This is a genomic window from Microcoleus sp. M2_D5 (assembly GCF_036701935.1).
GTDB lineage: Bacteria > Cyanobacteriota > Cyanobacteriia > Cyanobacteriales > Microcoleaceae > Microcoleus.
The window spans coordinates 1-26,394 of record NZ_JAUBRP010000084.1 but is presented as its reverse complement, the minus strand read 5'-3'; the positions used below and the strand labels follow the sequence as shown (position 1 = coordinate 26,394).

Annotated in this window: 22 protein-coding genes and 1 tRNA gene; 15 read left to right on the top strand and 8 right to left on the bottom strand. The window is 46.2% G+C overall.

Features of this window, described 5'->3' with window-relative positions; genetic code table 11:
• Positions 1 to 350: 350 nt before the first annotated feature.
• The gene (locus QUA50_RS25345) at positions 351 to 2,534 is read right to left on the bottom strand and encodes a tetratricopeptide repeat protein (protein ID WP_333267815.1); all 2,184 of its coding nucleotides are present in this window, start codon (positions 2,532 to 2,534) and stop codon (positions 351 to 353) included.
• 99 nt (positions 2,535 to 2,633) lie between these two features.
• On the opposite strand from QUA50_RS25345, the gene QUA50_RS25340 reads away from it, so the two are divergent.
• The 8 genes from QUA50_RS25340 (at position 2,634) to QUA50_RS25305 (ending at position 14,404) form a co-directional block, all read left to right on the top strand.
• A complete protein-coding gene (locus QUA50_RS25340; RefSeq protein ID WP_006634869.1) occupies positions 2,634 to 3,302 on the top strand; it encodes a glycoside hydrolase family 108 protein in 669 nt (222 codons plus the stop codon).
• A gap of 615 nt (positions 3,303 to 3,917) precedes the next feature.
• Positions 3,918 to 7,424 (top strand): PAS domain S-box protein, encoded by a 3,507-nt coding sequence (locus QUA50_RS25335; RefSeq protein WP_333267817.1) that lies wholly within the window; start codon positions 3,918 to 3,920, stop codon positions 7,422 to 7,424.
• A 405-nt stretch (positions 7,425 to 7,829) separates the two neighbouring features.
• Positions 7,830 to 9,098 carry an FAD-dependent hydroxylase gene (locus tag QUA50_RS25330; protein WP_333267819.1) on the top strand — a complete coding sequence of 423 codons (1,269 nt, stop codon included), beginning with the start codon at positions 7,830 to 7,832 and terminating at the stop codon, positions 9,096 to 9,098.
• A gap of 182 nt (positions 9,099 to 9,280) precedes the next feature.
• A complete protein-coding gene (locus tag QUA50_RS25325) occupies positions 9,281 to 9,505 on the top strand; it encodes a DUF2281 domain-containing protein (RefSeq protein WP_333251027.1) in 225 nt (74 codons plus the stop codon).
• Positions 9,505 to 9,909: a type II toxin-antitoxin system VapC family toxin gene (locus QUA50_RS25320; protein ID WP_333267821.1), complete on the top strand. Its 405-nt coding sequence runs from the start codon at positions 9,505 to 9,507 to the stop codon at positions 9,907 to 9,909. The genes QUA50_RS25325 and QUA50_RS25320 overlap by 1 nt, the downstream gene beginning before the upstream one ends.
• A gap of 18 nt (positions 9,910 to 9,927) precedes the next feature.
• Positions 9,928 to 10,152 carry a hypothetical protein gene (locus QUA50_RS25315; protein ID WP_333251022.1) on the top strand — a complete coding sequence of 75 codons (225 nt, stop codon included), beginning with the start codon at positions 9,928 to 9,930 and terminating at the stop codon, positions 10,150 to 10,152.
• Positions 10,153 to 10,460: 308 nt separating this feature from the next.
• Positions 10,461 to 11,135 carry a DNA-binding response regulator gene (locus tag QUA50_RS25310; protein ID WP_333267823.1) on the top strand — a complete coding sequence of 225 codons (675 nt, stop codon included), beginning with the start codon at positions 10,461 to 10,463 and terminating at the stop codon, positions 11,133 to 11,135.
• Between the two features lie 80 nt (positions 11,136 to 11,215).
• Positions 11,216 to 14,404, top strand: coding sequence for a CHAT domain-containing protein (locus QUA50_RS25305; RefSeq protein ID WP_333298923.1), 3,189 nt, complete (start codon positions 11,216 to 11,218; stop codon positions 14,402 to 14,404).
• On the opposite strand, the gene QUA50_RS25300 is transcribed toward QUA50_RS25305, so the two are convergent.
• The 4 genes from QUA50_RS25300 to QUA50_RS25285 all read right to left on the bottom strand — a co-directional run bounded on the left by QUA50_RS25300 (position 14,401) and on the right by QUA50_RS25285 (position 16,082).
• A complete protein-coding gene (locus QUA50_RS25300) occupies positions 14,401 to 14,781 on the bottom strand; it encodes a hypothetical protein (RefSeq protein ID WP_333267827.1) in 381 nt (126 codons plus the stop codon). The two genes, QUA50_RS25305 and QUA50_RS25300, sit on opposite strands and share 4 nt — an antisense overlap.
• 111 nt (positions 14,782 to 14,892) lie before the next feature.
• Positions 14,893 to 15,144, bottom strand: a complete 252-nt coding sequence (locus QUA50_RS25295; RefSeq protein WP_333267829.1) for a hypothetical protein — start codon at positions 15,142 to 15,144, stop codon at positions 14,893 to 14,895.
• Positions 15,137 to 15,535, bottom strand: a complete 399-nt coding sequence (locus QUA50_RS25290) for a DUF433 domain-containing protein (RefSeq protein WP_333267831.1) — start codon at positions 15,533 to 15,535, stop codon at positions 15,137 to 15,139. The genes QUA50_RS25295 and QUA50_RS25290 overlap by 8 nt, the downstream gene beginning before the upstream one ends.
• Positions 15,536 to 15,998: 463 nt before the next feature.
• A tRNA-Leu gene (locus tag QUA50_RS25285) sits at positions 15,999 to 16,082 on the bottom strand.
• Between the two features lie 228 nt (positions 16,083 to 16,310).
• Between QUA50_RS25285 and accC the strand changes: the two genes are divergently transcribed.
• Positions 16,311 to 17,666 carry an acetyl-CoA carboxylase biotin carboxylase subunit gene (accC, locus tag QUA50_RS25280; RefSeq protein ID WP_333267833.1) on the top strand — a complete coding sequence of 452 codons (1,356 nt, stop codon included), beginning with the start codon at positions 16,311 to 16,313 and terminating at the stop codon, positions 17,664 to 17,666.
• A gap of 142 nt (positions 17,667 to 17,808) precedes the next feature.
• On the opposite strand, the gene QUA50_RS25275 is transcribed toward accC, so the two are convergent.
• Positions 17,809 to 18,093 carry a YggT family protein gene (locus QUA50_RS25275; RefSeq protein WP_006634856.1) on the bottom strand — a complete coding sequence of 95 codons (285 nt, stop codon included), beginning with the start codon at positions 18,091 to 18,093 and terminating at the stop codon, positions 17,809 to 17,811.
• A gap of 124 nt (positions 18,094 to 18,217) precedes the next feature.
• Between QUA50_RS25275 and psbX the strand changes: the two genes are divergently transcribed.
• The 5 genes from psbX to QUA50_RS25250 all read left to right on the top strand — a co-directional run bounded on the left by psbX (position 18,218) and on the right by QUA50_RS25250 (position 23,271).
• Positions 18,218 to 18,337 carry a photosystem II reaction center X protein gene (psbX, locus tag QUA50_RS25270; protein ID WP_333051895.1) on the top strand — a complete coding sequence of 40 codons (120 nt, stop codon included), beginning with the start codon at positions 18,218 to 18,220 and terminating at the stop codon, positions 18,335 to 18,337.
• Between the two features lie 281 nt (positions 18,338 to 18,618).
• Entirely contained in the window at positions 18,619 to 19,428 is an 810-nt protein-coding gene (locus QUA50_RS25265) for a Ycf66 family protein (RefSeq protein WP_333267835.1), read from the top strand.
• A 425-nt stretch (positions 19,429 to 19,853) separates the two neighbouring features.
• On the top strand, positions 19,854 to 20,978 hold the full coding sequence (locus QUA50_RS25260; RefSeq protein WP_333267837.1) for a redoxin domain-containing protein: 1,125 nt from the start codon (positions 19,854 to 19,856) through the stop codon (positions 20,976 to 20,978).
• 110 nt (positions 20,979 to 21,088) lie between these two features.
• Positions 21,089 to 22,540, top strand: coding sequence for a trypsin-like peptidase domain-containing protein (locus QUA50_RS25255; RefSeq protein WP_333267839.1), 1,452 nt, complete (start codon positions 21,089 to 21,091; stop codon positions 22,538 to 22,540).
• Between the two features lie 113 nt (positions 22,541 to 22,653).
• Positions 22,654 to 23,271 (top strand): pre-peptidase C-terminal domain-containing protein, encoded by a 618-nt coding sequence (locus QUA50_RS25250; protein ID WP_333267841.1) that lies wholly within the window; start codon positions 22,654 to 22,656, stop codon positions 23,269 to 23,271.
• A gap of 375 nt (positions 23,272 to 23,646) precedes the next feature.
• On the opposite strand, the gene QUA50_RS25245 is transcribed toward QUA50_RS25250, so the two are convergent.
• The gene (locus QUA50_RS25245; protein WP_333051883.1) at positions 23,647 to 23,835 is read right to left on the bottom strand and encodes a chlorophyll a/b-binding protein; all 189 of its coding nucleotides are present in this window, start codon (positions 23,833 to 23,835) and stop codon (positions 23,647 to 23,649) included.
• 94 nt (positions 23,836 to 23,929) lie between these two features.
• Positions 23,930 to 24,946, bottom strand: a complete 1,017-nt coding sequence (locus QUA50_RS25240) for a succinate dehydrogenase/fumarate reductase iron-sulfur subunit (protein WP_333267843.1) — start codon at positions 24,944 to 24,946, stop codon at positions 23,930 to 23,932.
• 238 nt (positions 24,947 to 25,184) lie between these two features.
• Between QUA50_RS25240 and QUA50_RS25235 the strand changes: the two genes are divergently transcribed.
• The gene (locus QUA50_RS25235; protein WP_333051877.1) at positions 25,185 to 25,427 is read left to right on the top strand and encodes a hypothetical protein; all 243 of its coding nucleotides are present in this window, start codon (positions 25,185 to 25,187) and stop codon (positions 25,425 to 25,427) included.
• Positions 25,428 to 26,394 lie beyond the last annotated feature (967 nt).

Here is a 26,394-nt window from a genome sequence, read left to right as displayed (position 1 = left end):
CAACCGTGTCTGCGGTTCGATAGCCTGCATTTTGCGGTTTGATAGCTTGTCTCTTTTAAGATACAAGGGGCGGGTTCGCCGAAATATTTGATAAGTATCGACAAATTATATAAACCCGCCCCGCCCATAGGCCCGGCGATGTAACCGGATTTGATATGAGATCGTGTCCGGTTGATCGACCATAATATCCGGCCGGGGCGGGTTGATTAGATTTGGGATTTGTGTTGAATATCAGGGTGAACCCGCCCCTACAAGAATCACGATCGATTGACCGGATTTGATATGATATGGTTGATTTTTGCATCGGAAGGATAGGCAACCGAGGACACGGCACTACCGTGTCCCTACTTTTAAAAATTGATTTTACAAAGTTTTTCCAAGACCGCATACATATCACCCGCAAACTTTTTCGGATTCCACAGCGGCGACAAATTGGCTGGATCTTTAGATTTCACCAACTGTGCTTTAATGGCATTTCTCAATTCACGCTGTTGACCCAATTTTACACCAAGTTCCACATATTCCGACCAAGACAAAGCCACACCTGTTTCTATTCCCAAAGTCTGCAAAAACGAATAACCCATTCTCGACAAAAATTGCTCTCCTGTGCGAGTCACCACCGGCAAATTAGACCACAAAGCCTCTAAAGTTTGAGTTCCTCCGTTGTAAGGATAAGAATCTAACAACACATCTGCCAGCAAATAGATCATTCTGTGTTCTTCCTCAGTAGCAAACCTCGGCAAAAACTTAATTCGGTGCTTGCTCACTTTCTCAGCTTCGCAAGCTTGGTGATATGCAGCCTCAAACACGGCAGCATCGCCTAAAGCTTTGTGAATCAAGATGCTGTTCGGCACTTCTTTGAGAATCGCAATTTGTGCTTTTACCAACTGGCTATTGAATTTTCTGCCGGGACTGACGCACAGGTAAACTATCTGATCCAAAGCGATCCGATGCGATTTTCTCAATGCAACGGGATCGACTCCATATCTGTGAAAACCTGACACCGCTACAAAGGAATCAGGCATCCTAATTAGCTGCTCGTCATAATATTTTTCCCTGTCGGCAGGGTGCGAGTGCCAGTCTGTAAGAAAGTAATTTTTCGGCGATATGTAAGGGGCGTCAAATCCCAGCCAAGAAACACAAACTGGTGCGGGTTTTTGGTAGAGAATATCAGCGTGAACTGGTACGCTGAGAGAATCTAAATCAACTAAAACGTCCAATTCATCTTGCTGAATTTGGTCGATAATTTCGGCAGAGTTTGCAATTCCGTTCGGGTAGGTTGTCGGAAAAGTCATTTTGCCAAAACTTTCAAAGTGCTGAGTGCGATCGTCAGGAACAATTCTTTCGGAAGCGTACAAATACACATTGGGTGTGATGTCGGACAATTCGCGAATGATGTCAGCGCTGCACCAACCTACCGAATGGCGGCTGAAGTGATTGGACAAAAAGCCGATTTTTAACTGGCTGGATGGAACCGTTGGTTTGAAACTGTAATTTGCGGGTTGAGAAAAATTAGGTTTAATACATTGGTCGATATACTTTTGGGCAATTAATCTGTAAAGTTTTGAGTTGGCTGCCAAGTCATCTCGCAAATAGGGCGTGCTGAATAACAAGTTTGCATAAAGCGATTTAATTTCCACCGGGCTAGCGGTTTCTAAGTTTTGCTGCAAGTATGACTCTAGCTCTAAAAATCGATCGCCCGCAATTTGATTCAATCCCGACACTTGATAGGTGCTGATGAAGTAAATCGCGGTCATAATTGGATCGGTTTCGCCACACATTTGGCTGTAGTGGTGCACGGCTTGCCGCGCGGCAGCTAAATCGCTAGTATCTCTGAGGATGTCGCACAAATGTTGGTGAGCGACAATAAAATCGGGTTTAATTTCTAGGGCTTTTTGAAGGTTGGGTATTGCCTCTTTAAATTTGCCCTGGTGGCGCAAAACTCTGCCAATTTGACAGTATGCTTCGGCTAAATCGGGTTTGAATGCGATCGCCTGCTTCCATGCAGCCACCGCCTCATCTAACTTCCCTTGCTGCGCTAATTTATCTCCTAAATTTAAGTGAAAATCTACCTGAGCAAGGTGGGGATTGAGTTCGAGAGCTTTTTGCTCGTAGGCTACCGCTGCATCCTGCTGCCCTTGCTGCTTCAGTGCCCCTGCCAAATTCCAGTAAGCAGCAGCCAAATTCGGTTTAAGTTCGATCGCCTTTTGGTAATTGACAACCGCCTCCACCAAATGCCCTTGTTTGTAGAGCATACTGCCCAAATTAGCATAAGCCTCAGCAAAATCGGGATTCAGAGCGATCGCCTCGGAATAAAACCGCATCGCTTCATCAATTTGGCCGCTTGCTTGCTGCACATTGCCCATTGTCACGTAAGCCGCCGCCCAATCCGGTTGCAATTCCAGAGCACGGCGACAAGCAGCGACGGCTGCTGCTAAATTGCCTTGAGAGTAATAGGTTTCTGCAGCGACTGTCAGGGATGCAGCATCTTCAAATTGGGGTGTTTCGGATTGGTTGCTAAAATCGGAATTCATTTGGCGGCCTATCTGTGCTATCAAGTTAAAGGTTGAATCTATATTATTTTGCAGAGTAGCAGTTTTAGCGGAACTACGGGCGATCGTCACAGAGAATTTATGAGCGACAAGCAAGCGACACAGCGCCAACATAACATCAAGTGGAAACCAAACCTCCTGCTGGGGATACTCTTGTTAACCTTAGCAATCCCCTTACCCTTTGCCCAAAAGACTTTCGCCCAGCAGCAGCAGACAGCCAGCTTTCGGCAGAAATTATTTCAAACTGCTCTTTATTTCACCCTATATTTTGAGGGCGGATTCAGCAATCACCCCGCAGATAAGGGCGGCAGAACTTATCGGGGCGTTTTGCAAACGGAATACAACGCCTACCGCTACAGTCGCGGGCTTCCGCCCCTCGACGTGACGCAAATGTCGGAAGCAGAGCTCCTAGAAATTTATAAATATTACTGGGATTCGAGCCTATCGGGCACGATGCAGCCGGCTTTGGCGATCGTCATGTTTGACACTGCCGTTAATTTCGGTATTAATAACTCTATTACCTTTCTTCAGCAAGCATTAGGATTGCCGCAAACTGGAGTTTTTGATGCCCGCACCAAGGAAGCGCTAAAAGGAGCGAATAATAGAAATACCGCGTTGCAAATGATTAACGAACGGATTATTTACCGCTACAAACGGGTGCAAGAAGATCCGACTCAAATGGCTTTTTTCCGGGGGTGGCTGAGTCGCGATTACAGTTTGTGGGGTTATGTGAACAAGATTAAGAATTAACAGTTAACGGTTAAGCTGTGGAGCGTTTAAAATAGTATTGTACGGTGCAGGAGAGCCTCCGGGTTTCCCTTGCCGGTGGAAGCGATCGAGAGCCGACGCACCCTACAGGTTTCGTTAGTGGTTTAAATGCTCCACAGGTTAGTCCCTCTCTGCTGGGACGAAAGTTTATGTAGTAGCGGTTTTCAACCGCCGAGTCTTATCTGTTATGCCGATCGCATTTCCCACAGCCACAGCAGCCGGTTGACAATGCCAGCAATCTTGTTGCAAAGTGATTCATGCGCTACCATTATCCGTCAATTTACTGAGTAAAAACACTCTGTCTTGCCGATGAATCGGGCGCGAATTTCCGAAATCGAAGGGACAACGAACCAGGAACAAGGAATTTTTTTTTAATTTACACATAAAAAATTATTCGATTCTGCCGAATGCCTTCTAAATAAGAGCCTTCAATCTTCATTTGACGATCTCTCTAAAGTTAGATAAAATAATTCATATTTTATGGTTAGCAGCTTTGAGAAAATCTTAAGCAGCTTTGTATAGCGGACAACAATTTCAAGAGAGTGTTTATTGTTACCTTTGATACGTAGAAACCAAATAATTAGAGGGAGCGAGAAATTGGAAGTTTTTGAACGATCGCAACAACGGCAAACGCCCTCAACCCGAATGGCTGCAGTCGAGTCTTTTTGCAAAAAAGCGAGTATTGCAGTAATGGCGATCGGCTGTACAGTCATTTTGGGTTGGATATTCGATCTGCAACTGTTAAAAAGCATTCTGCCCGGACTCGTTACCATGAAAGCCAATACTGCGGTATGCTTTATTTTGGGCGGGTTTTCTCTATTCATCCAACAGACTAGGCGCACCAAATTAACAGCAAGAAAGCCTCAAAAATATCACAAAAATTTTATTGTAGTATCCTCATTTTTAATTATATTAATTAGCCTATTAACCCTAGTTCAATATAGCTTTAATTTAGACTTAGGCATCGACCAACTGCTATTTAAAGAAAGTTACACATTGACAATCACCGGAACACCAGGACGGATGGCGCCGAATACTGCTGCTGCTTTTTTATTGCTGGGAACAGCGCTGCTGCTGCTGTCAGAACGTCGGCCTAAATACCTGCGGATTCAAATCTTAAGCTGTTGTGCATTTTTAATTGCATTTACGGGTTTGATAGGCTATTTCTACGACAAAGCTTTATTTTACAAAATTGGCAATAATACAGGGATGGCTTTGCACACTTCCGCAGCATTTATGTTGCTGAGCTTCGGCATTTTATTTGCCAGTCCAGAGCGAGGATTGATAGCAGTAATGACGAGCGATCGCGCGGGCGGCATCATGGCGAGGCGCTTGTTGCCGCGGGCAATCATTATCCCACCTTTAGTCGGTTATTTCATCCTATGGGGAGATCGGTTACAAGCCTACACGCCGGAGGTAGGGATATCGCTGTTAAGCGTATTGAACGTGATTATTTTCACAGTTCTGATTTGGCAGAATGCCAAAACTCTCTGCAGCGCAGACCGGAAACGCTATCGAGCGGAAATGGGACTGAGAAAAGCTAAACTAGACTTAGAAAATCAAGTTGAGAAACGGACTATCCAACTGCAAATAACCAACGACCAATTGCACCAGCAAATTTTCGCCTCTCAAACAACAAAGCAAGCGCTTCAAAAAAACTACAATCTGTTAATGACAGTAATCAACAGTACGACCGCAGCCCTATTTGTCAAAGATATTCATGGCCGTTACCTAATGCTTAATGCTGCAGGATCCAGTATAATTGGCAAGTCTGTTGACGACATTATCGGCAGAGATGACAGCGAGTTATTTCCGCCCGAAATTGCGGGAAATATTATAAAAACCGATCGCCCGATTATGGCAGCGGGAACAACGGAAGCGATCGAAGAAGAGCTGCCAGTAAAAGGAAATTTGCGGACATTTCTTTCTACAAAAAGTGCTTACCGGGACGGGCTAGGAAATATCATCGGTATAGTTAGCATCGCGCGGGATATTACTGAGAGAAAAGAAGCCGAAGTAGCCAAAAACAATCTGGTAGCAATTCTGGAAGCAACGCCGGATTTTGTAGGTACTTACAACCTCGAAGGACGCGCCATTTACATCAACAAAGCCGGCAGAAAAATGGTCGGTATAGGGGAAAACGAAGATATATCCAACCGACAAGTTGCAGAATTCACGGCAGCCTCAGCCCGCAGCACTTTGAAACAAGCGATCGCCACCGCTGTTTCCGAGGGCTTTTGGAGTGGAGAAACAGCCTTCGTGTCAGCATCGGGACTCGAAATTCCCATAAGCCAAGTTATCATCTCCCACTCCGCACCGGACGGCAAACTCGCATACATTTCGACGATCGCCCGCGACATCAGCGATCGCAAACAAGCTGAAAAAGCGCTGCAACTGTCTCAAGCTCGTTTCGCAGGCATTGTAGAAATTGCCGACGATGCGATTATTTCGGTGGATGCCAACCAAAAAATTATCCTGTTCAACCAAGGTGCAGAACGGATTTTCGGGTGGACGGCTGCAGAGGCGATCGGGCAATCCCTGAGCCTGCTGTTGCCCGAAGCTTTTGCCACCCCTCACAGTCACCTCGTCAGCAATTTCGGCTGCGGCATTAAACAAGCCCAAAAAATGGGCAACCGCAAAGAAATTTTCGCCCGCCGCCGAGATGGTACGGAATTTCCCGCCGAAGCTTCTATCTCCAAACTCGAAGTGGCAGGCGAAATCATATTCACAACTATTTTGCGCGACGTGACAGCCAGCCGCCAAGCCGAAGAAGCTGTGCGTCTGAGCGAGGAAAGATATCGATCGCTGGCAATGGCTACCGCACAGATGGTTTGGACGACAAACGCTAGCGGAGTCGCCAACAAGCCTCAGCCTGATTGGATAGCTTATACGGGCATGAGCTTGGAAGAGGACGACTACTGGATACGAGCAGTACACACAGAAGACCGCGATCGCACCCTACAAGCTTGGAACCGCGCCATCGAAACAAAAAGTCTCTACGAAGTCGAGCACCGCTTGCGGGCTGCAGACGGCAGCTACAGACACTTCTGGGTGCGGGGCGTCCCCCTTTTAGCAGCCGACGGCAGCATTCGCGAGTGGGTGGGCACTCACACCGACATTAGCGATCGAGTCCAAGTTTTGGAAGCACTCAAGCAGTCCGAGGGACAGTATCGAGTGCAAGCAACCGAGCTCGAAAAAGCTGTCCGCGAGTTGCACCAAGCTCAAACTCAACTCATCCAAACCGAAAAAATCTCTTCTCTCGGCCAGCTAGTCGCCGGCGTCGCCCACGAAATTAACAATCCGATTAACTTCATCTACGGCAACATCACCCACGCCCACGAATACGCCGCAGACTTGCTCGGTTTGCTCCATCTTTACCAGGAAAAATACCCAAATCCCGTCCCAGAAATTGTAGAAGCAGCCGAAGATATTGAACTTGATTACTTAATGGAAGACTTTACGAAGATTTTGGAATCAATGAAAGTTGGAGCCGATCGCATCCGCGACTTAGTTGTATCCTTACGCAACTTTTCCAGACTCGACGAATCGCAGATGAAGCGAGTAGATATTCACGAAGGAATCGAAAGCACTTTGCTAATTTTGCAGCACCGGATCAAAGCTAATGTACTTCGTCCCGCTATTGAGATTATCAAAGAATACGGCAATTTTCCCAAAGTAGAGTGCTATGTAGGTCAGCTAAATCAAGTATTTATGAATATTTTAGGAAATGCGATCGACGCCCTCGAAGAGTACAACAGCACCCCTTATTCAAAAGAAATATATGCTCGCCACAACCGAATTCGGATTAGCACAAGTGCGAATTCAGAAACAGTAACAATTCGGATTGCCGACAACGGGATGGGAATCAATCAAGAAGTTATTGGCAAGTTGTTCGACCCATTTTTTACTACTAAACCAGTCGGCAAAGGCACAGGCTTGGGACTGTCAATCAGCTATCAGATTATAGTTGAAAAACACCGAGGCAAATTGCGGTGTATTTCCACGCCTGGGGAAGGTGCAGAGTTTGTCATCGAGATTCCCATTTGCCAGGAAGTATCAGCGCTGGCTGCGGAAAACACAAAGGAAATGGTCAATCTATTTTAGATTTTAGATTTTAGATTTTAGAATTGAAGCATTGACTTGCGCGAGATAAATTCGGGGGTTCCTTTATCGGATACAGGTTTTTTATTTCTGGACGGATGAATCGCGTGGCGGGTATCCTGGATGCTTTCTGTCAGTAGTCATTAGTCATTAGTTTTAGGGCTGACCCATCGGGGGGGGTTAGAAACCGGGTTTCTACGAGTTTTGCGTTTAGTGACGAGAAATATAGCAAGAAACCCGGTTTCTGAGGTAGCGAGTGCATCCAGGACTTGCATTTGGATCTCGTAGTCTGAAAACCTTGATTTTCACTAATGCCGGTACTCTCCCTTTCTCGATCGCCATAAATCGAAATAATTCTTTACAATAACAAAGTAACAATCCAATTAACTTTGACAAAATCCCTTGAAAATGCCTGTCAACCAACTTTCTCCAACAACAGCCTCCACGCAAACACCGACACTCGACTTTGACATAGCCATCGTCGGAGGCGGCATAGTCGGGGCAACCTTAGCCAGCGCCTTAAAAGATTCTGGCTTAAAAATCGCCATCATCGAAACCCAACTCCCCGCAGTCGCAGCAGCCAAAAAACAAGCCTATGCAATCACCTTGCTATCAGGAATGATCTTAGAAGGTATCGGCGTGTGGCAGCAAATCTTGCCCCAAATCACCACCTTCGAGCAAATTAGCCTCTGCGACGGCGACTATCCCGGTGTCGTCGAATTCCACCGCCCGGATTTGGGAAATACTGGCAAATTACCCGTACCAAAAACAGCTTTAGGTTATGTTGGCGAACACCGAGTCATGCTGTCAGCTTTGCACGAATGTTTGGCAAAAAACCCGAATTTCAGTTGGGTTTGTCCGGCGGAAGTAGTCGAAGTAAAATATTTAACCGATTGCGCGGAAATAGAAGTCAAACAAAACGGCGAAACTCGGACAATTCGCACTAAATTATTAGTTGCCGCCGACGGTTCGCGATCGCGCATCCGCACCGAAGCCAACATCAGCACTCGCGGCTGGAAATACTGGCAATCCTGCGTTGCTATCACTATTAAAGCAGAAAAACCGCACAATGATATCGCTTTTGAGCGCTTTTGGCCGAGCGGCCCGATGGGAGTCTTACCATTACCGGGGAACCGTTGTCAAGTAGTTTGGACAGCACCCCACGCGGAAGCAAAAGCTTTGCAACAAATGGATGAAACAGAGTTTTTGACTTTGTTGGAACAGCGCACGGGCGGGCTTTTAGGGCGTTTGGAATTGGAGAGCGATCGCTTTTTATTTCCGGTGCAGTTAATGCAGAGCGATCGCTACGTTTTGCCCAGATTAGCACTAATTGGCGACGCGGCCCACTGCTGCCATCCCGTGGGCGGCCAGGGATTAAATATGGGCATTCGAGACGCTGGGGCGATCGCCCAAATCTTGCAGCAAGCGCACCAAAAAGGCGAAGACATCGGCGATTTGCGAGTATTGAAACGGTATCACAACTGGCGCAAAAAAGAGAATTTAATCGTATTAGGATTTACCGATTTTCTAGACAGATTATTTTCCAATACTTGGCTGCCAATTGTAGCATTTCGCCGCTTTGGATTGTGGTGTTTGCGGACAATTCCGCCTGTGAGGTTTTTAGCCTTGCGGCTGATGACTGGCTTGATGGGGCGGCCGCCGGAATTAGGCATTTAGTCAAAATCAAAGAAACCGATTTTTTCTCGAATCTTCGCACTGTAACGAAGTCTCTCGCAAAAACCCGGTTTCTGGCTACTCACCCATCAAACTCAATTCATCGATGACTGGTATATAATTAAGATTGAACAGAGCCGATTAAAAGCTATGTCAAGTACAGCCAAAACGGAGGTAAAAAAACAATGAATTTAGAGCAAGCAGTTTTAGATAAATTGCGCGAATTGCCCCCGAATCAGCAGCAAGAAGTTTTAGATTTTGCTGAATTTCTTCAGCAAAAAAACCTTCTTAAACGACCTCTAAAGAGCGTCAAAGGAATGTGGAATAATTTAGATATGGATATCACCGAAGAAGATATTACCGAAGCTAGAAAAGAAATGTGGGGAAATTTTCCGAGAGGGGATATTTAATGACCGCCGTTGTAGCCGACACTCATACAATTATCTGGTATTTGCGGGAGAATGCTCGATTATCACAAACAGCTATGACTGCTTTGGATGCAGCATTAGCAGGAGGCTATTCGATTTATGTGTCCGCGATTTCCGTTGTAGAATTAAGTTATTTAGTGGAAAGGTATCGATTGCCCGAAGAGGCATTTGAGGAGTTAATCAATGCCTTATCCGATCCGGGAACTGGTTTAGCCATCGCCCCTTTGGATTTAATCACAGCAAAAATTCTGCGTCAGATTCCCCGCGATGTGGTACCAGATATGCCGGACAGGATTATTGCCGCCACTGCTTTATCTTTGAGTCTTCCGTTAGTCACCCGCGACGCAAAAATTCAAGCAGTAACAACTATTCAGACAATTTGGTGAATATGAGGGGAATTTACCATGCAAGAAACTGAGTGGGAGTTTGCGGAAATCTGGGCTGATACTCTGATATCTCCTCCTTATATCCTGATGTTAGTCAAGGAAATTTCAGGAAAATTTTGCATCCATAACCCGGCACAAAACTATAAAGTTATCTTTACCACTGACAATTACGAATCGGCTAAAATGTGGCTACTAGAGGATGAATATGAGCGTTTGAATAGTCGCATTTTACGAGAAGTATAAAATAAAGTGGTGTCGCCACAACCGCCAGGGGTTTCAACCCCTGGCGTCGGGCGAAAGTCGGTTGAAACCGACTGAAAATCCGAGATAAAAATGAAAAACTCTTTAGTCCTCTTTAAGAGGACTTTTGCTATGAGACAGGGGTTTCAACCCCTGGCGGACTATCGGGCTAACCGAAGTTTCTGGGCGATCGCACCATCAAAGAAACCGGGTTTTTTCCTCAATCTTTGCAATGTTACGAAGTTGGTCGCAAAAACTCGGTACAATGATCCACTCAGCTCAAACCCAGCCCTGACGGCAATAGAAAAACTATGCAGCCCGAACAAGAACAAGAAATTCTCAACCTGCGCGATCGCCAATTGACGCCCAAACAAATTGCCCGAAAGTTAGGATTGAAAGCATCCGAAGTCAGTACCTTTCTTCAATCTCATGCAGAACAAGCAGCCCTCGCTAGCGCCCAAAAAGGAGAGTTATTGCCCGTTGCTCAATGTCTCGTGGATGTAAATTTTGCGGATGCCTTGTTGCGAAATGAAACCTCTGAAGCGGGCGGTTTGGGTTTAGTGATAGTTACCCGTTCCAAGGGATACAATCGTTTTGTTGCAGCCACTTATTTGATCGACTACTGGTGCTTGGGAGTCAAGGATACCATCCCGCCGCGTAACTGCAACGATAGCCAATATAAAAATCTCGTTGAGCATTCTTACTCGCCGTTTCAGGGATACGAGGAGATTAGTTTAGAGCAAGCACAAGCGCTGGTTTGGGGTGCGGTAGCTTATGCCAAAACATTAGGCTTTGAACCGCATCGCGATTTCGAGGAGTCGAAGGCTCATTTAGGAGAATCAACCAGCGAAATCGGCTTGAAATTCGGTCGCAATGGACAACCTTGTTATGTTGAAGGGCCTTACGATAATACAAGGAAAATTATCAATACGCTTAAAAACTCTGTGGGAGACGGTAATTTCGATTACTTGTTCGGGATGGGGTAGAAATTGATAGGGGATCATCAGCCACCCAACCCATCGAATCATGATACAATAAGCATCGGTGTTATTCACAACTCCCCACAATGGACGAAACCCGCGATCGAGCATACCAGCAACTAATTCAAACTATCCTGAATTGCCCCAAGGTCGATGAACCGCAGATATTACAAGATAACGTAGAATTATTGGATCGCGGGTTTCTGCAAGCTTGCGAAGTTATAGCAGAAAACTTGACACAGCAAGGACAGGAAAATGCAGCCCGTTTCCTGCTAAATCTGGCCAGTCAGCTAAGGGAATTATTCGATGCGAACGATGACGGAGATAGCGATAACTCTGAAAGTGAAGATTCCCAAGACTATGTAAGGTTTATCCTAGAATTATTGCAAGCAGAACAAGATAGCAATAGCGATATTAAAGTAATTTACCCGATGCTGGCTGAACGGCAACATCTCCTCAATCTCCGTTTTGCCGAGACTTTACAGCAAGTCGCACAGAATTTAATTGCCGACGCAAATTCAGAAAGAATTGCGTTCATTGTCGGCATTATTGAAAATTTAAGTATTGATATTAGCAACTTTCCGCTGGGAAGTAGAGCGAATAACCTGGAAATTGCGATCGCTGGTTATCAAATAGTTTTAAATAATCGGGAACCGGGAAGCGAAAAGTTTGCTCAAACGCAAAATAATCTGGGAGAAGCCTACAGAAACAGAATCAGGGGAGAGAAAGCAGAGAATATCGAACTTGCGATCGCATCATACACTGCTGCATTAACCGTCCGCACCCGCGAAGCCTTTCCCGAAAAATGGGCGACGACGCAAAATAATCTGGCAAATGCCTACTATTTCAGAATCAGGGGAGAGAAAGCACAGAATATCGAACTTGCGATCGCATCATACACTGCTGCATTAAAAGTCTACACCCGCGAAGCCTTCGCCCAATCTTGGGCGATGACGCAAAATAATCTGGCAAATGCCTACAGTGACAGAATCAGGGGAGAGAAAGCACAGAATATCGAAGAAGCGATCGCATCATACACTGCTGCATTAACCGTCCGCACCCGCGAACCCTTTCCCCAAGATTGGGCGATGACGCAAAATAATCTGGCAACTGCCTACAGTAACAGAATCAGGGGAGAGAAAGCACAGAATATCGAAGAAGCGATCGCATCATACACTGCTGCATTAAAAGTCTACACCCGCGAAGCTTTTCCCGAATATTGGGCTATGACGCAAAATAATCTGGCAACTGCCTACCATAACAGAATCAGGGGAGAGAAAGCTCAGAATCTCGAACTGGCGATGGCATCTTACACTGCTGCATTAACAGTCCGCACCCGCGATGCCTTTCCCGAATATTGGGCTGCGACGCAAAATAATCTGGGAGAAGCCTACCGTAACAGAATCAGGGGAGAGAAAGCACAGAATATCGAACTGGCGAAAAAGTGTTACCACAATGCTTTAACTATCAGAACTGGCGAGGCTTTCCCACAAGGACATACAGAGACTTTATCTAATTTAGGTAATCTTTACCGAAGTAACCAGCAATGGCAACTCGCTTACGATACATATACCCCAGCCATTGAAACAGTAGAATTTTTACGGGGCGAGATTCAATCTGGGGATGAAACCAAACAGAAATTAGCCGAAGAATGGAATGAACTTTATCTGGGCATGGTAGAAGTTTGCATCGAACTGCAACGCGACACCGAAGCTGTGGAATATGCCGAACGCAGCAAAGCCCGCAACCTTGTAGAACTCTTTGCCAACCGTGACATCAAACCTAAAGGCAATATCCCCGAAACTGTTCTCAACGAATTGTCGCGCCTCGGTCGAGAAATTGAGGCCGAACAGCGACAACTGGAAATCGAACAGATAAACCGTCACAGTAATGGTGCCAGAATATTGGGAGAAGGCAGCCTCAAAATCGACAGCCTAACCACTAGCCGCGATTCTACTCATCTCACCAAATTGCGTAAACAACTCGATGAATTGATTGCTCATGAAATTACATCAATTGATCCTGATTTTAGCCTCACCCAAAAAGTTCAGCCCATCCTCTACAAAGACATTCAAACTCTGATAGGTGAAAACACCGCTATTCTTGAGTGGTACATCATAGGCGATAAATTTCTAACTTTCATCATCACCCCACAATCCCCAACACCAATAATCTGGCAATCTTCAACAGCAGACTTTCAAGCCTTGGTAAATTGGGATAACGAGTATCGGAAAGAGTATAAAGAGATAAAACCCCAATGGAAGCAAAAACTAGCCTCCCGCCTCCAAAACCTAGCTGAGATTTTGCATCTTGATGAGATTTTAAAGAATATTCCGAAAGTGTGCGATCGACTGATTTTAATTCCCCATCGCTTCCTGCATCTTTTCCCCCTTCATGCGTTGCCAATCTCCCACGAAAGGGATTTTGAAAGCGGATGCACCGATGAAATCGATTCTTCTATCACTGTATCGTCCAAATCCGAATCGTGCCTTCTCGACTTATTCCCTGGTGGAGTCAGCTATGCCCCCAGTTGCCAACTACTGCAACAGGCGAAACAGCGACAACGCCCTAATTTCTCTCACCTATTTGCTATTGCCAATCCTACCAAAGACCGCTACTTACTTGAACTGCAAGCCGCTAACATCCGTGACAAATTCAAATCTAATGATTTCTTGGCAAAAGATGATGCTAATAAGAACGCAATTCTAAACGCGAAACTCAGCTTTGCCAACTGCGCCCATTTCGGTTGTCACGGCAAGTTCGAGCCTGACTCGCCTTTGGAATCATCCCTAGTATTCGCCAATAAAGAACGTTTGACACTGTTGGAAATCTTTAATCTTGACCTCAATCAATGTCGTCTTGTCACTCTCTCCGCCTGCGAAACTGGATTGACAGAATCCAGAACCAGCGATGAATATATTGGCTTACCTTTCGGATTTCTCTTAGCAGGTAGCCCTAGTATGGTCAGTACCCTTTGGAAAGTGGATGAACTCGCCAGCACTTTGTTACTGATTCGGTTCTATGAAAACCTAGAAACTCTATCAACGGTTACTGCTCTCAATGAGGCACAACAATGGCTGCGGAATCTGACCTCAGAGGGGCTTGAAGCATTATTAAAATGCCTCAAACCGCAAATTGATCAAACATTTAAACTGTTGCCCAAAAAAGAACGCACACGCTTTATTAATGCTCCTCTGGAGGGCGCACTGAACCGCAAGCCGTTTCCTTTTGCTGAACCTCATTACTGGGCTGGCTTCACTGCGATCGGCGTTTAGCAATCCTGACAAAAATTGTCCAAATTTTTCGTGCTTATGTAAATAAGTACCAGTGTTAATGGTACTCCTGGGTAAACGCCAGCAGTTATTAGCGAACCCAATGCAACAGCAAAACCTTGACTCAATACGTCTTTAAAGGCTTGCGTACAAATATGAGGACGCAATTTATCTGCTGATTTTTCTAACCAGCTAGGCTCATTCGGGTCTTTTGCATCTAGATCGTTGTCTAATTCTCCTGACTCAATTGCTAAGGTTTCGGCTGCATATTCTAAATCGCCTTCACACTCTTCAAGTACATCAATATGTTTTAGAGCATCGGGATATTCTTGTAGTTGGGAGCGATACTGTTCAATTTCTGCTTGGGTAACGGTAATCATTGGGATAATAGCGATCAAATAAATGAGTAATTCTTATTTTGCCATAATTATTGTACTTCTTTTGTGTAGAAACCCGGCGGTTGAAACCGCGGCTACACAAACAAAGAAACTTCATCTTTGAGCAGCAAAAATGATGCCACCATGTTCGGGATAACGCTGAGCTAAAACCTGAATATCCCGGATATTAAACGTAAAAATACACCGCCCTCGCGCTGTTGCTCCTAACAATTGAGCCTCATCGCTAGCATCTAAAGCTATCCACTCAGTCGGTGTCCGAGTGACATCGTGACTGCGAGATAAAAGGGCGGCTTGCAAAGCTTTAATAGAGGTATCGGCATCTAGATGCAATAGCGGTTTAGACATTAGCAGCTTCGATAATTTGCTCAGCGGCAATAGATGCGTCTATTTCCTGAGAGTGTGCTGAATAAAAAGCGAGAACTTCCTTCACTCGATCTTCACTAATGTCATACTCAGCGGCAATTTCCTTTGCAGATAAAGCCCATTTCTGCGCTGCGATGACTACTGTTTGCACCCGCAACCGAGTGCCGCGCAAAACGGGAACGAGTTCGCCGCTAGCGCCGCGCACATAGGTGATTTCAGGAAAAGCCGGATCGTCATTCCGCTGGTTGAGGGTAGCGACTTTTTCGGCTACAGCCCAGAGGATAAACTGATCGAAGGAAATGCCTTGGAGTGTTGCCAATTTTTCAGCTTCTTGCTGTAACTGAACGGGTAAGTTTAAGGCGTAGGATGTCATTGATATAACTTCCGTTTGCTAAGAGAATTGCAGATGGGCGGTAGTTTAGTTTAAGAGTTTCTCAATTCTTAAAATCTTTGAAAAACTTTAGCTTCTATCTTAGCGCAATATCTCTAGGGGATGTTCGGTGATTATTCACAGTCCATACCTACTGATAAAAAAGCCGATCGCCCCTTCTCTAATACACCAAAGGGCGATCGACTTTTTACCTCAATTAATCTCGACTTACGCACTAGGACTTTCATAAACCGGGTTTTTTGCCGAGTCGGTGGGCTGTAACGAAGTCCCATCGCAAAAACCCGGTTTCTCGCCACTCACCCACAATTAAAGAAACCGGGTTTTTTCCCAAATCTTCGCCTGCAACCAAATATTTTCGCAAAAACCCGGTTTCTCACCACTCACCCATCAAATACAAAACAACTGCCGACAGCCAAAACCGTCAACAGTTGTTTTATATATTCAATGCGGATGGCGAGACTCGAACTCGCAAGGACATATTGCCACACGCACCTCAAGCGTGCGCGTATACCAATTCCGCCACATCCGCTCTTTCTGGCAATCTCCGGGATTTTTGCGTTACGAGTTAAAGATTCACAGGTTGAGGTTCCTGACATTTAACTTGTGACTTGCCCTTTGACACCGCCGATTTACAATCATAGCACCACTACCAGCAAAATGTAAAATAAATTTTTGTGAACAATTTCTGCAAAACGATTATCCAGAACATACCGAAAGGCATTATTGTACAGAATATTGAGTGAATTAAGCAGCGAAGATGGGGTTCTCGAAAATTTTAATCGCTAATCGGGGAGAAATAGCTCTCCGCATACTCCGCACGTGCGAGGAAATGGGGATTGCCACGGTCGCCGTTCACTCCACCGTAGACACACACGCCTTGCACGTCCAGTTGGCAGACGAAGCCGTTTGCATCGGCCCCCCCACCAGCAGCAAAAGCTATTTAAACATCCCCAACATCATCGCGGCTGCCCTGACACGCAACGCCGCAGCCATTCACCCCGGTTACGGCTTTCTCGCCGAAAACGCCCGATTTGCCGAAATCTGCGCCGACCATCAAATTACCTTCATCGGCCCTTCTCCGGCAGCGATGCGGGCGATGGGCGATAAATCCACCGCCAAGGAAACCATGCAGCGGGTGAAAGTCCCCACAGTTCCCGGTAGCGACGGATTGCTGGCCGACGATCGCGAAGCTTTGTCGATCGCCCGCGACATCGGCTATCCTGTGATGATCAAAGCCACCGCCGGCGGTGGAGGGCGGGGGATGAGGCTAGTCAGAGAAGCCTCCGAACTCCCCAAACTATTCTGTGCCGCCCAAGGCGAAGCCGACGCAGCCTTCGGCAACCCCGGACTTTACCTCGAAAAATTCATCGAAAAACCCCGGCACATCGAAATCCAAATCCTCGCCGACAACTACGGTAATGTCATCCACCTCGGCGAGAGAGATTGTTCGATTCAGCGCCGGCACCAAAAACTCCTCGAAGAAGCCCCCAGCCCAGCCCTCACCCAGAAACTGCGAGATCAAATGGGTCACGCCGCCGTCGCCGCCGCCAAATCCATCAACTACACGGGTGCGGGCACTGTCGAATTTTTACTTGACAAATCGGGCAAGTTCTACTTCATGGAAATGAACACCCGCATCCAAGTAGAACATCCCGTCACCGAGATGATTACAGGCCTCGACTTGATAGCCGAACAAATTCGCATCGCCCAAGGCGAAAAACTGCAAATCAAGCAAAATCAAGTAATTCTCAACGGCCACGCCATCGAGTGCCGCATCAATGCTGAAGACCCCGATCGCAACTTCCGACCCCACCCCGGCACAATCACCGGCTTTTTGCCTCCCGGCGGCCCTGGCGTGCGGATGGACTCTCACGTTTACACCGATTACGAAATACCCGCTTACTACGATTCTTTAATCGGTAAAGTAATTGTATGGGGGCGCGATCGACCCACAGCCATCCGGCGCATGAAACGGGCATTGCGAGAATGCGCCATCACCGGCGTCCCCACCACCCTGGGCTTCCACCAAAAAATCCTCGATAGCCCGGAATTTCTGGGCGGCGAAGTTTACACCAATTTCGTCGAACAGTTCTTGAACCAAAACAGTCATTAGTCAATCGATTTTGGATTTTAGATTTTGGATTTTGGATTGAAAGATTGAAGAAAGCAACCCCACGGATCGATCCGGGGGTTTTTACCAAGCCTGCTTTCAGTCAACAGTCAACAGTCAACAGTCAACAGTCAACCGCCAACTTCTACATCATCATCGTCAGTAGCCCTTGCTGGCCGAGAATCATTTCTCGCAGCAAGCTACAGATACCGACCCAAATAATCGGCGTAATGTCCACCCCGCCGATCGGCGGTACAATCTTTCTAGTTACGGCTAAAAAAGGTTCCGTCGGCCAAGCAATCAGACTCAACGGCAATTTGCTCAGGTTCACCTCGGGATACCAAGTCAGAACGATCCGAAAAATAAACAGCAAAGTCATCACGACTAGGACAGATCCCAGAATCCAACTTGCAACGGTAATACCAGTCATGGGTCTTATCTCGAAATTTTAAGTTTTGTTAAGTCAGCCCTTCATAATTTTAACCGTTTGACAGGTGCGATCGAAAGTATAAAATTAATAAAAATCAAATTGTTGTAACAAAGGCTTTGAATCTATGACTCCTTCTCTCGCGAACTTTTTGTACAGCCTGCTGGTGGGCGTGGTGGTAGTAGTGCTTCCAGCAACGATCGCCCTGATCTTCATCAGCCAAAAAGACAAAATCAAGCGCACCTAAAAAGTCAGCGGGTTTCTAAGTCCGGCGCTGCAAGTCAATTTTCGGCTACACGTCGGGCATTTCCCCGATGCGAGAAACCTCGGCTGCCAGCAACTGTCAAGGCAAAACCTTCAGTTGACTGCCAAGCTGAGGTTTTTTCCCGTTAAACTCATTATTATACTGACTTCCCAAGCTGAAACCCTGACCGGACTCTGCCCCAGAAAGCACAGTCGGGCTGACAGACTTAATGATAGATGTAAAATCTAACTCGCTAACATAGGAAAGACATAGGAGATAGGCTAATGGTCAATTTAGGATTGAACTGGAGCAGCCTGTTAGGGATTATCCTAGCAGTAGCAGGGGCAGGACTGTATTTTCTGCGATCGTGGCGTCCCAAACTAGCCCGAGACCACGATATTTTTTTTGCAGCAGTCGGCTTGCTGTGCGGCGGTATTTTGTTATTTCAAGGATGGCGGCTTGACCCAATTCTGGCCTTCGGTCAATTTCTGTTGACTGGTTCCGCCATATTTTTTGCAGCAGAAAGCATTAAACTGCGAGGAGCGACCACAGCCCAAGCCAAAAGTCGCGCCCAATACGTAGATGAAGACCGACCGGTCAGCAACGCTTACGGTTACGACGGCTACGATGCCGACATGGATCAGCTAGAACCAGAGGAAGACTATCCGCCCCGTCCCCGCATCAGAGGCAGCCAAGACTACCGTTCTTCTCGGGAAGCCTACGACGACGAACCCCGCCGCCGCCCCTCGAATCGCAACGGCAGCGTTAACACCGGACGGCCCGACTCGCCCGATCGATCCTCGCGCAAACGTCCCTCTCGCCCAGAATCCGCGCCAACCCAAGAGTCAGACAACTGGGACGTTTCAGACAACCCCGAAGAAAGACCGACCCGCAGCCGCAGCAGTCGCCCCCCTGCTTCGGAAAACCGCAGTTCCGATACGCCGCCGAGAACCAAAAAAACCCGTCCTACGGAATCATCAAGGTCTCGCCCCAGCAACCGCGACGTGGAAGCACCGCCGTCAGATTACGTGGAGTATCGACCTGTAGAATACCCGGAAGACCAACCGGATAATTCCCCCAGTTTCGACAAATAGGCAAACACTAAGTAGATGGGTGAAACTAAACTTTTATCGTACCCGTCGGCAAAAAAATAAGTTGCGTTTATTGATGCCCATCTACTTATTTTTCAGATATGAAATTGATCAAAAAGACTGTAAATTGCGAGGGTGAAAACCCAGACCAACGGAGATATACACAAAGAAAAGCTAATTTTTTTTGAAATTTATTTTGACAATTCCCGCATTCAGGATACCCGCCACGCGTATCGATCCGTCCAGAAATAAAAAACCTGTATCCGAGAAACTTCCCCCCCCGAATTTATTTCGCGCAAGTCAATGCTTCAATTCTTTAATCTAAAATCTAAAATCTAAAATCTAAAATCGATTGGCCTACCGAATCTGTGGAACTAATCGACAGCATAACAATCTAAATATAAAATCCCAAATATTAAATCAGCAAGATGCCATTACTCGAAATAGGAGATCCGGCTCCCTGGTTTTCCGTTCCTTCTACAAATAACCCCTCATTTCATTTCCCAACTGTGGGCGGCCGGCGAGTCGTGCTGTTTTTCTTTGGCAGCGCAGCTTTTGAACAAATCCAAGTTATCCTCAAAAGCTTTCAAGAGCTTTCAGAAGAATTCCAAAGCTTGCAAGTCCCGATGTTCGGAGTGAGCGTTGACCCAGCGGACAAACAACAAAACAGACCGACAACAATTGCTCCGTCATTCATCTTTTTCTGGGACTTGGATAAAAAAGTCAGCCAGCAGTACGGTGTTTTCCGAGATGTCGAAGAAAATGGAGTTGCGGGAGTTCACTATGCACCACAAACTTTTGTTCTCAACGAAAACCTTCAGATAATTAATATTTTGCCGATGGGCGAACCGCACCAACACGCTCAGCAAGTATTAGATTTTCTCAAAACTTTGCCCCCAATTGAGGAAGCCCGATCGGCAACTCCTCACGCCCCGGTGTTGGTAATTCCTAACGTTTTGGACAAAGCCTCTTGCCGCAGTTTAATCGATATCTACAAAGCTCACGGTGGCAGTCCCTCGGGCTTTATGAGGCAAGTTGACGGGAAAACTGTTGGCATTCACGACGAGAATTTCAAGAAGCGCCGAGATTTCTTTATTGAAGACCCGAAGCTACAGCGACAATTGAATTCGATTATTCTGCGCCGGGTGAAGCCGGAAGTAGAGAAAGCTTTTCAGTTTACAATCACTAGGTTTGAGCGGTATTTGGTAGGTTGTTACGATGCCCAAAGCGGCGGTTATTTTCGGCCGCACCGCGACAACACTAGCAAAGCGACGCTGCACCGCAGGTTTGCGATGACGCTCAACTTGAATGTGGGAGAGTACACGGGGGGATTTTTACGGTTTCCAGAGTACGCACCGCACGGTTATAAAGGGGATTGCGGCACGGCGATTATTTTTTCGTGTTCTTTGCTGCATGAAGCGACGCCGGTGATTAGCGGCCAGCGTTTTGCTTTGCTGTCTTTTTTCTACGGCAATGAGGATGCTGCGGTACGACAAGCTAATTTTAAGTATTTAGCTGCTGATTCAGATTCCCGAATTGGAGAACCGGCGTAAGGAATGTCACTACTGCGGTGCAAGTCTTAAAATAATTACAGAGGGTAGTTAGCAGTTAGCAACAAAACCTAATTCCTAGCTACCGATCGCTAAATACTAAATCGATCGCCATGAATTTCAAACTTCTAAGTTTAGCAGTATCGGGAATTTTAACGGTTGGGGTTGCAGCCAGCCCTGCTGCGGTTGTTACGACATCCCCTGGGCGGCAATCAACAGATTTCACGGAATTTAACTCGGTGCATTCCCAGGGTGCGATCGCCCAAACTGTCGAAGAACAAACCAATATTCGAGTCTACGAAAAAGCTAGTCCAGCGGTTGTTACCGTCGATACAGATAAATCTAACGGCAGCGGCACAATTATCAGCCCCGACGGCATGGTGTTAACTAACGCCCACGTTGTTTCGGCAGGCGGTACCGTCAATATCATTTTGTCAGACGGCAGAAAACTTGTCGCCGATGTCATCGGATTCGGCGAAGACGGTCTAGACTTAGCCGTGCTGAAGATTCGCGGTCAAAACAATTTGCCCACCATTCCTTTAGCCCGTCCCGGTTCGGTGAAAGTCGGGCAACAAGCATTTGCGATCGGCAATCCCTTCGGTCAATTTCAAGGTACTTTTACAGTCGGAATCGTCAGCCGCATCGACCAGCAGCGCGGCTTAATTCAAACCGACGCCGCCATCAATCCCGGCAATTCAGGAGGCCCCCTGCTCAACAGTTCAGGAGAATTAATCGGCGTCAATACTTCTATTTTTACTCGCGGTCGGGGCGGTGGCAGTATCGGTATCGGTTTTGCAATTTCCGCAGACAAATTACCCGCTTTCCTGAGTGCGGTGCGAGAAGGGCGAGCTCCCCGCGCGGCTCAAGCCCGATCGCCCTTTGGTGGCAACAAATCACCTCAAAAAGTTGCGTTAAACGGGCCCCCCGTCAGCGGCCTCCTCACCGACAAGTCTAGCGTTCTGCCCACCGACAACAGCTTTTTTGACCTCTACTCCTTTGAGGGAAAAGCGGGCCAGCAAATCACAATAGAAATGAAAAGTCAAGAAATTGACCCTTATTTAATTTTGCTCGGCCCCAACCAGCGCGAAATCGCGCAAGACGATGACGGGGCAGGCAGTAAAGACGCCAGAATTACAGTCAGGCTGCCTGCAGACGGAACTTACACTTTAGTGGCAAATTCCTACCAAGCTAGGCAGTCAGGGGCTTATACGTTAGAGCTGAAAGCGAGTGCTCCTACCGCGCCTTCTCGGGCGATTTTGCAAGAAGAAGGCGCTTTAGTCGCAGGCGGCCCAGTATTGCCGTCTGACAACAGTCTGTATCGAGAGTATACTTTTGAAGGTCGATCGGGTCAGTCTGTAACCATTTCCCTCGAAAGTACAGATTTCGATCCCTATGTGGCTATATTTGGCCCTAACGGCCGATTAGTGGCAGAAAATGACGATGGAAGCGATTCGACTAAAAATGCTTTTCTGACCGTTACTTTGCCCGCTACGGGTCGCTATCGCGTAATTGTCAATGCTTACGATGCTTCGGGCCGGGGTCGTTACACTCTAACTGTCCGGTGAAAATTGGGCAAACAGGGCATTGGTAGTACCTAACAAATAACTCATGACTACTGACTACTGACTAATGACTACTGACTTCTTCCTTCTTCCTCCGTTACAAATCGAGGTAATTCATGCGTCAAGTTAGATTTTGGGCGATCGCGCCAATTGCTCTGGTAGCTACTTTTTCTGGCAAGCCGGCTCTCTCCCTGTCACTTTCAAATTCAGGTGTTGCTAACAGCAGTTCCACCCTCATTTCAGCAGAATTTCCTCAAAATTTAACTAATGCGAACCCTGCTGCCAAGGCTGTTTTAGCTCAAGCAAGCCCCAACCCGTCGCCCTCACCGCCAAGTTCGCCAACTCAGAGCCCAACTGTAGAACCTCCGCCGACTCCTGATGCGAGTTCATCTAAAGTCATTTTAGAGCAAAACGGAGAACTCAGCCCTGCTAAGTCTTCTGTACTCCCCTCAGACAGCAGTTTGTACGACGAGTATACCTTTGAAGGCACTCAGGGTCAGAAACTGGTTATTACCGTAGAAAGTACCGAGTTTGATACTTATCTCGCTATTTTCAACTCCCAGGGCGAGCTACTTGGAGAAAATGATGATGTCACGCAGCAAAATTCCAATTCAGAGCTGACTGTTACCTTGTCTGCGAACGGTCGCTATCGCGTCATTGTCAATGCTTACGATCCGCCTCCAAAAGGTAGAGGCAAGTACAGTTTGACCGTCCGCGAAACAACTGGAAATTAGTTGGAAAGAAACTTCGGAGTCAGGACACGGCAATGCCGTGTCCCTATAATTCAAGGACGATCGCACTACAAGTAATACTAATTCTAAAAAATCATGCAACAGTAGCTGTAGGGTGCGTCGCTACCCTTAAATTAGCAAAAAAAGCGACTATCTTACAGCGACGCACCGGTGCATACTCATAACTGTTGCAAGATTTTGGATAAGTGGTATAACTACTATCCACTTGGTAAATTGATATGTTTGTATGCAACTATAAAAGTCATAATCTTGTACCTATACTTTGAAAAACTGTATTTCCAATAACTATTAAAAATCAAAAGGAAGCTGAAATATAGATAAAATTTCAGCTTCCATTTTAAATTGATTGTGATTAATTTAACGCAGACCCAGCCAGGTGAAAAAATCCTGGCGGGTGAAGAATTCTAGCAGCAAAAGTCCCACGAACCCCACCATCGCAAATCGTCCGTTGATTTGTTCGGCGTAGGCATTCCACCCAAAGGCTGGTTCTGGTTTTGGGGTATTTGGGGTTGTCGGTTTTGGGGATGGAGGAGTTTTAGCAGTCATTTAAAAGTTTTAAGTTTCGAGTTTTGAGTGATGATTTTGGGGAAGCTTTGCGATCGCACAACTTGTAATTTACCAGGAAAATGACAGCCGATCGCTAATCTGCTGCCTTTTCTAAACTTTGAACTGATTCGATCAGATTTCGCACGGTTTCGGTACTTTCTGAAGGCTCAAAAAACAGCGGGAACTTGCCGCGAGCGATCATCCTCAAACCCAACGGGCCCAGACTCAGCAAACCTTTAACGTCGCGGAAGTAGTTCCCTACTACTTCGATGCCAAATTTGCGCTCGTCTATCCAGCCGCCTTCTTTGACGAGATTGATTAAAACTTTGCGGTGGCGGATCGATCGACTGGCTTGGTCGTCTTTGCGATCTAGAATCCCTTGTTTAATCTTACCAATTTGATCCATCGGCGCAACTTCCATCGGACAAACCGAGTTGCAATAGTAACAGCGCGTGCATCCCCACACGCCTGCGGTACCTTCGTTGTATTTTTCCAGTCGATTTTCGGTTTCGCTGTCGCGGGAGTCGGCGATCGTGCGGTAAGCTTTGGCGAGGGCGTGGGGGCCGACAAATTCCGGGTTGACTTCGCGGGCGTTGCACTCAGAATAGCACGCACCGCAGAGGATGCAGTTGCCGGTTTGGTCGAGTTTCGATCGCTCTTGTGGAGTTTGCAGAAATTCCCGTTCTGGAATTGCTCGCGAGGCTGTGCTGACATAGGGTTCAACTGCTTCCAGGTTGTCCCAAAAACTCGTCATGTCAACAACCAAATCTTTAATGACCGGCATATTTCCCATTGGGGCCACGGTGATTTCTGGGATGAAATCGGCAGGCATTTCTGCTGAGCTGGAATCCGCTATTTTTTGCAGTCTTGCGAGTTCGCTGGCCACATTTTCTTTGCACGCTAATGCCGATCGACCGTTAATTCGCATAGAACAACTGCCGCAAATTGTATTGCGGCAATTTTTGCGAAAAGCTAAAGTGCCGTCGTGTTCCCACTTGATATTGTTGAGGCAGTCTAGAATGGTATTGCTCTCTTCCACATCTAGGGTGTAAGTGTGAACCCGGGGAGCCTCGTTTTGATTTTGGCGCACTACATTAAAGCGGACTTTCATATTTTGATTAAGGAATTTAGTGTTTATTTTAAGCTGAATTTTTGGACTCTCTAGAAAGCTCTTATTTTTTTAACAACTACCTAAAGGAAGAGATTCTTAGAATTTTATTATCGTTTGATAAACATCAATAATTCTCAAGTTATAAATCCTAAATTGCCCATTTTTTAAGCGGATTTGTGAGCTATTAATTGGAGATGAAAGTAATTAATCGCTACAATTCGCTAGTCGGAGGTGCGTGATGTCCAGCTTGTTTGTATTAACTTTTATGTTTTCCACACCTGCTTTTTGTCTGGGTCTGCTAAATCCTCAATGGGTGGGACTGGGAACTCGCAAGCGATCGGCTGCCTTGTACGGCGGGTTGATGGCAGTTTCCTTCGTTTTGCTTGGGGTTACAGCACCTAAGACGCCACAACCAGTTTCATCGGGGCTGCTGGCCTCAACTGAATGGCCAGAATTTAAGGTCAGCGCACCTTTGCGCTGAACGTAGCTGGGTATGCACTCACTTTTTTGGTAGCATTACAACAAATTTTACCAGGAATTACGCCCGGTTTGGCCTATAAACTTAGTTTTTTAAGAAAAATACTTGGTTCTACTCATTTATATCAATTCCGGTAGCATCGGAATTGTAAAATCTAGTCAACAGTCAACAATCTAATTCATCTGCGTTAATCTGTGTTTATCGGTCTGTATCTGCGGTCAAAAAAAGATAATCTCTTCACCGCCCCAGACAATAAGTTGACGCAAATTTCCGCAGACGAAAAGAATAGCGATAGAAATAATCCCGATGCTAACATATTTAATATTACTTCTTTTTAAAACCCGGTTTATAGGCATCGGAGTGCGCTCGCGGACTGTATAATAAAATCCTGGGGTTTATGCAGAAAAAATAAATAAGTTAACGACTTATAGGTTATAATAAAAAAAGTGTGAGCTTACAATTTTCACTCTGACAGAGAGCAACTCACAACTGATTTTGATACTTAACTATTCTAATTTACTTTTAAATCCATATCCGATCCTAATTAAATTGAGTCATAAATGAAGAAGATATATCTTTATAAAAAGAATAAAGCAAGGTATGCAGCTTTCTTAAGCTCAATAATTAGGATGGGGTGGATTTAGCTACGTAATGCAACTTTTGGCAGCCAGTCGCAATACCATCACCAAGGGAATATAAAATTTAGAAGAAATCGACTCAGAGACACTCAATAGTTCCAGGAGCCGAAAGAAAGAAGGGGGAAGAAAAAGTATTCTGTCTACTCACATTAGCAATGATGCAGCGTTTTTAGAATTTTTCAAAGACTGCACTGCCGGAGACCAAATGAATTAGTTAATCAAATAAGGAATGAGAATTAAATAACTTCCACTCTAGAAAGTGGGATGGGCGTCCCGCCCGTCCTTAAAAGACGGGCTTTCAGGCCCATCCCACAATAACAATGAAAATTATA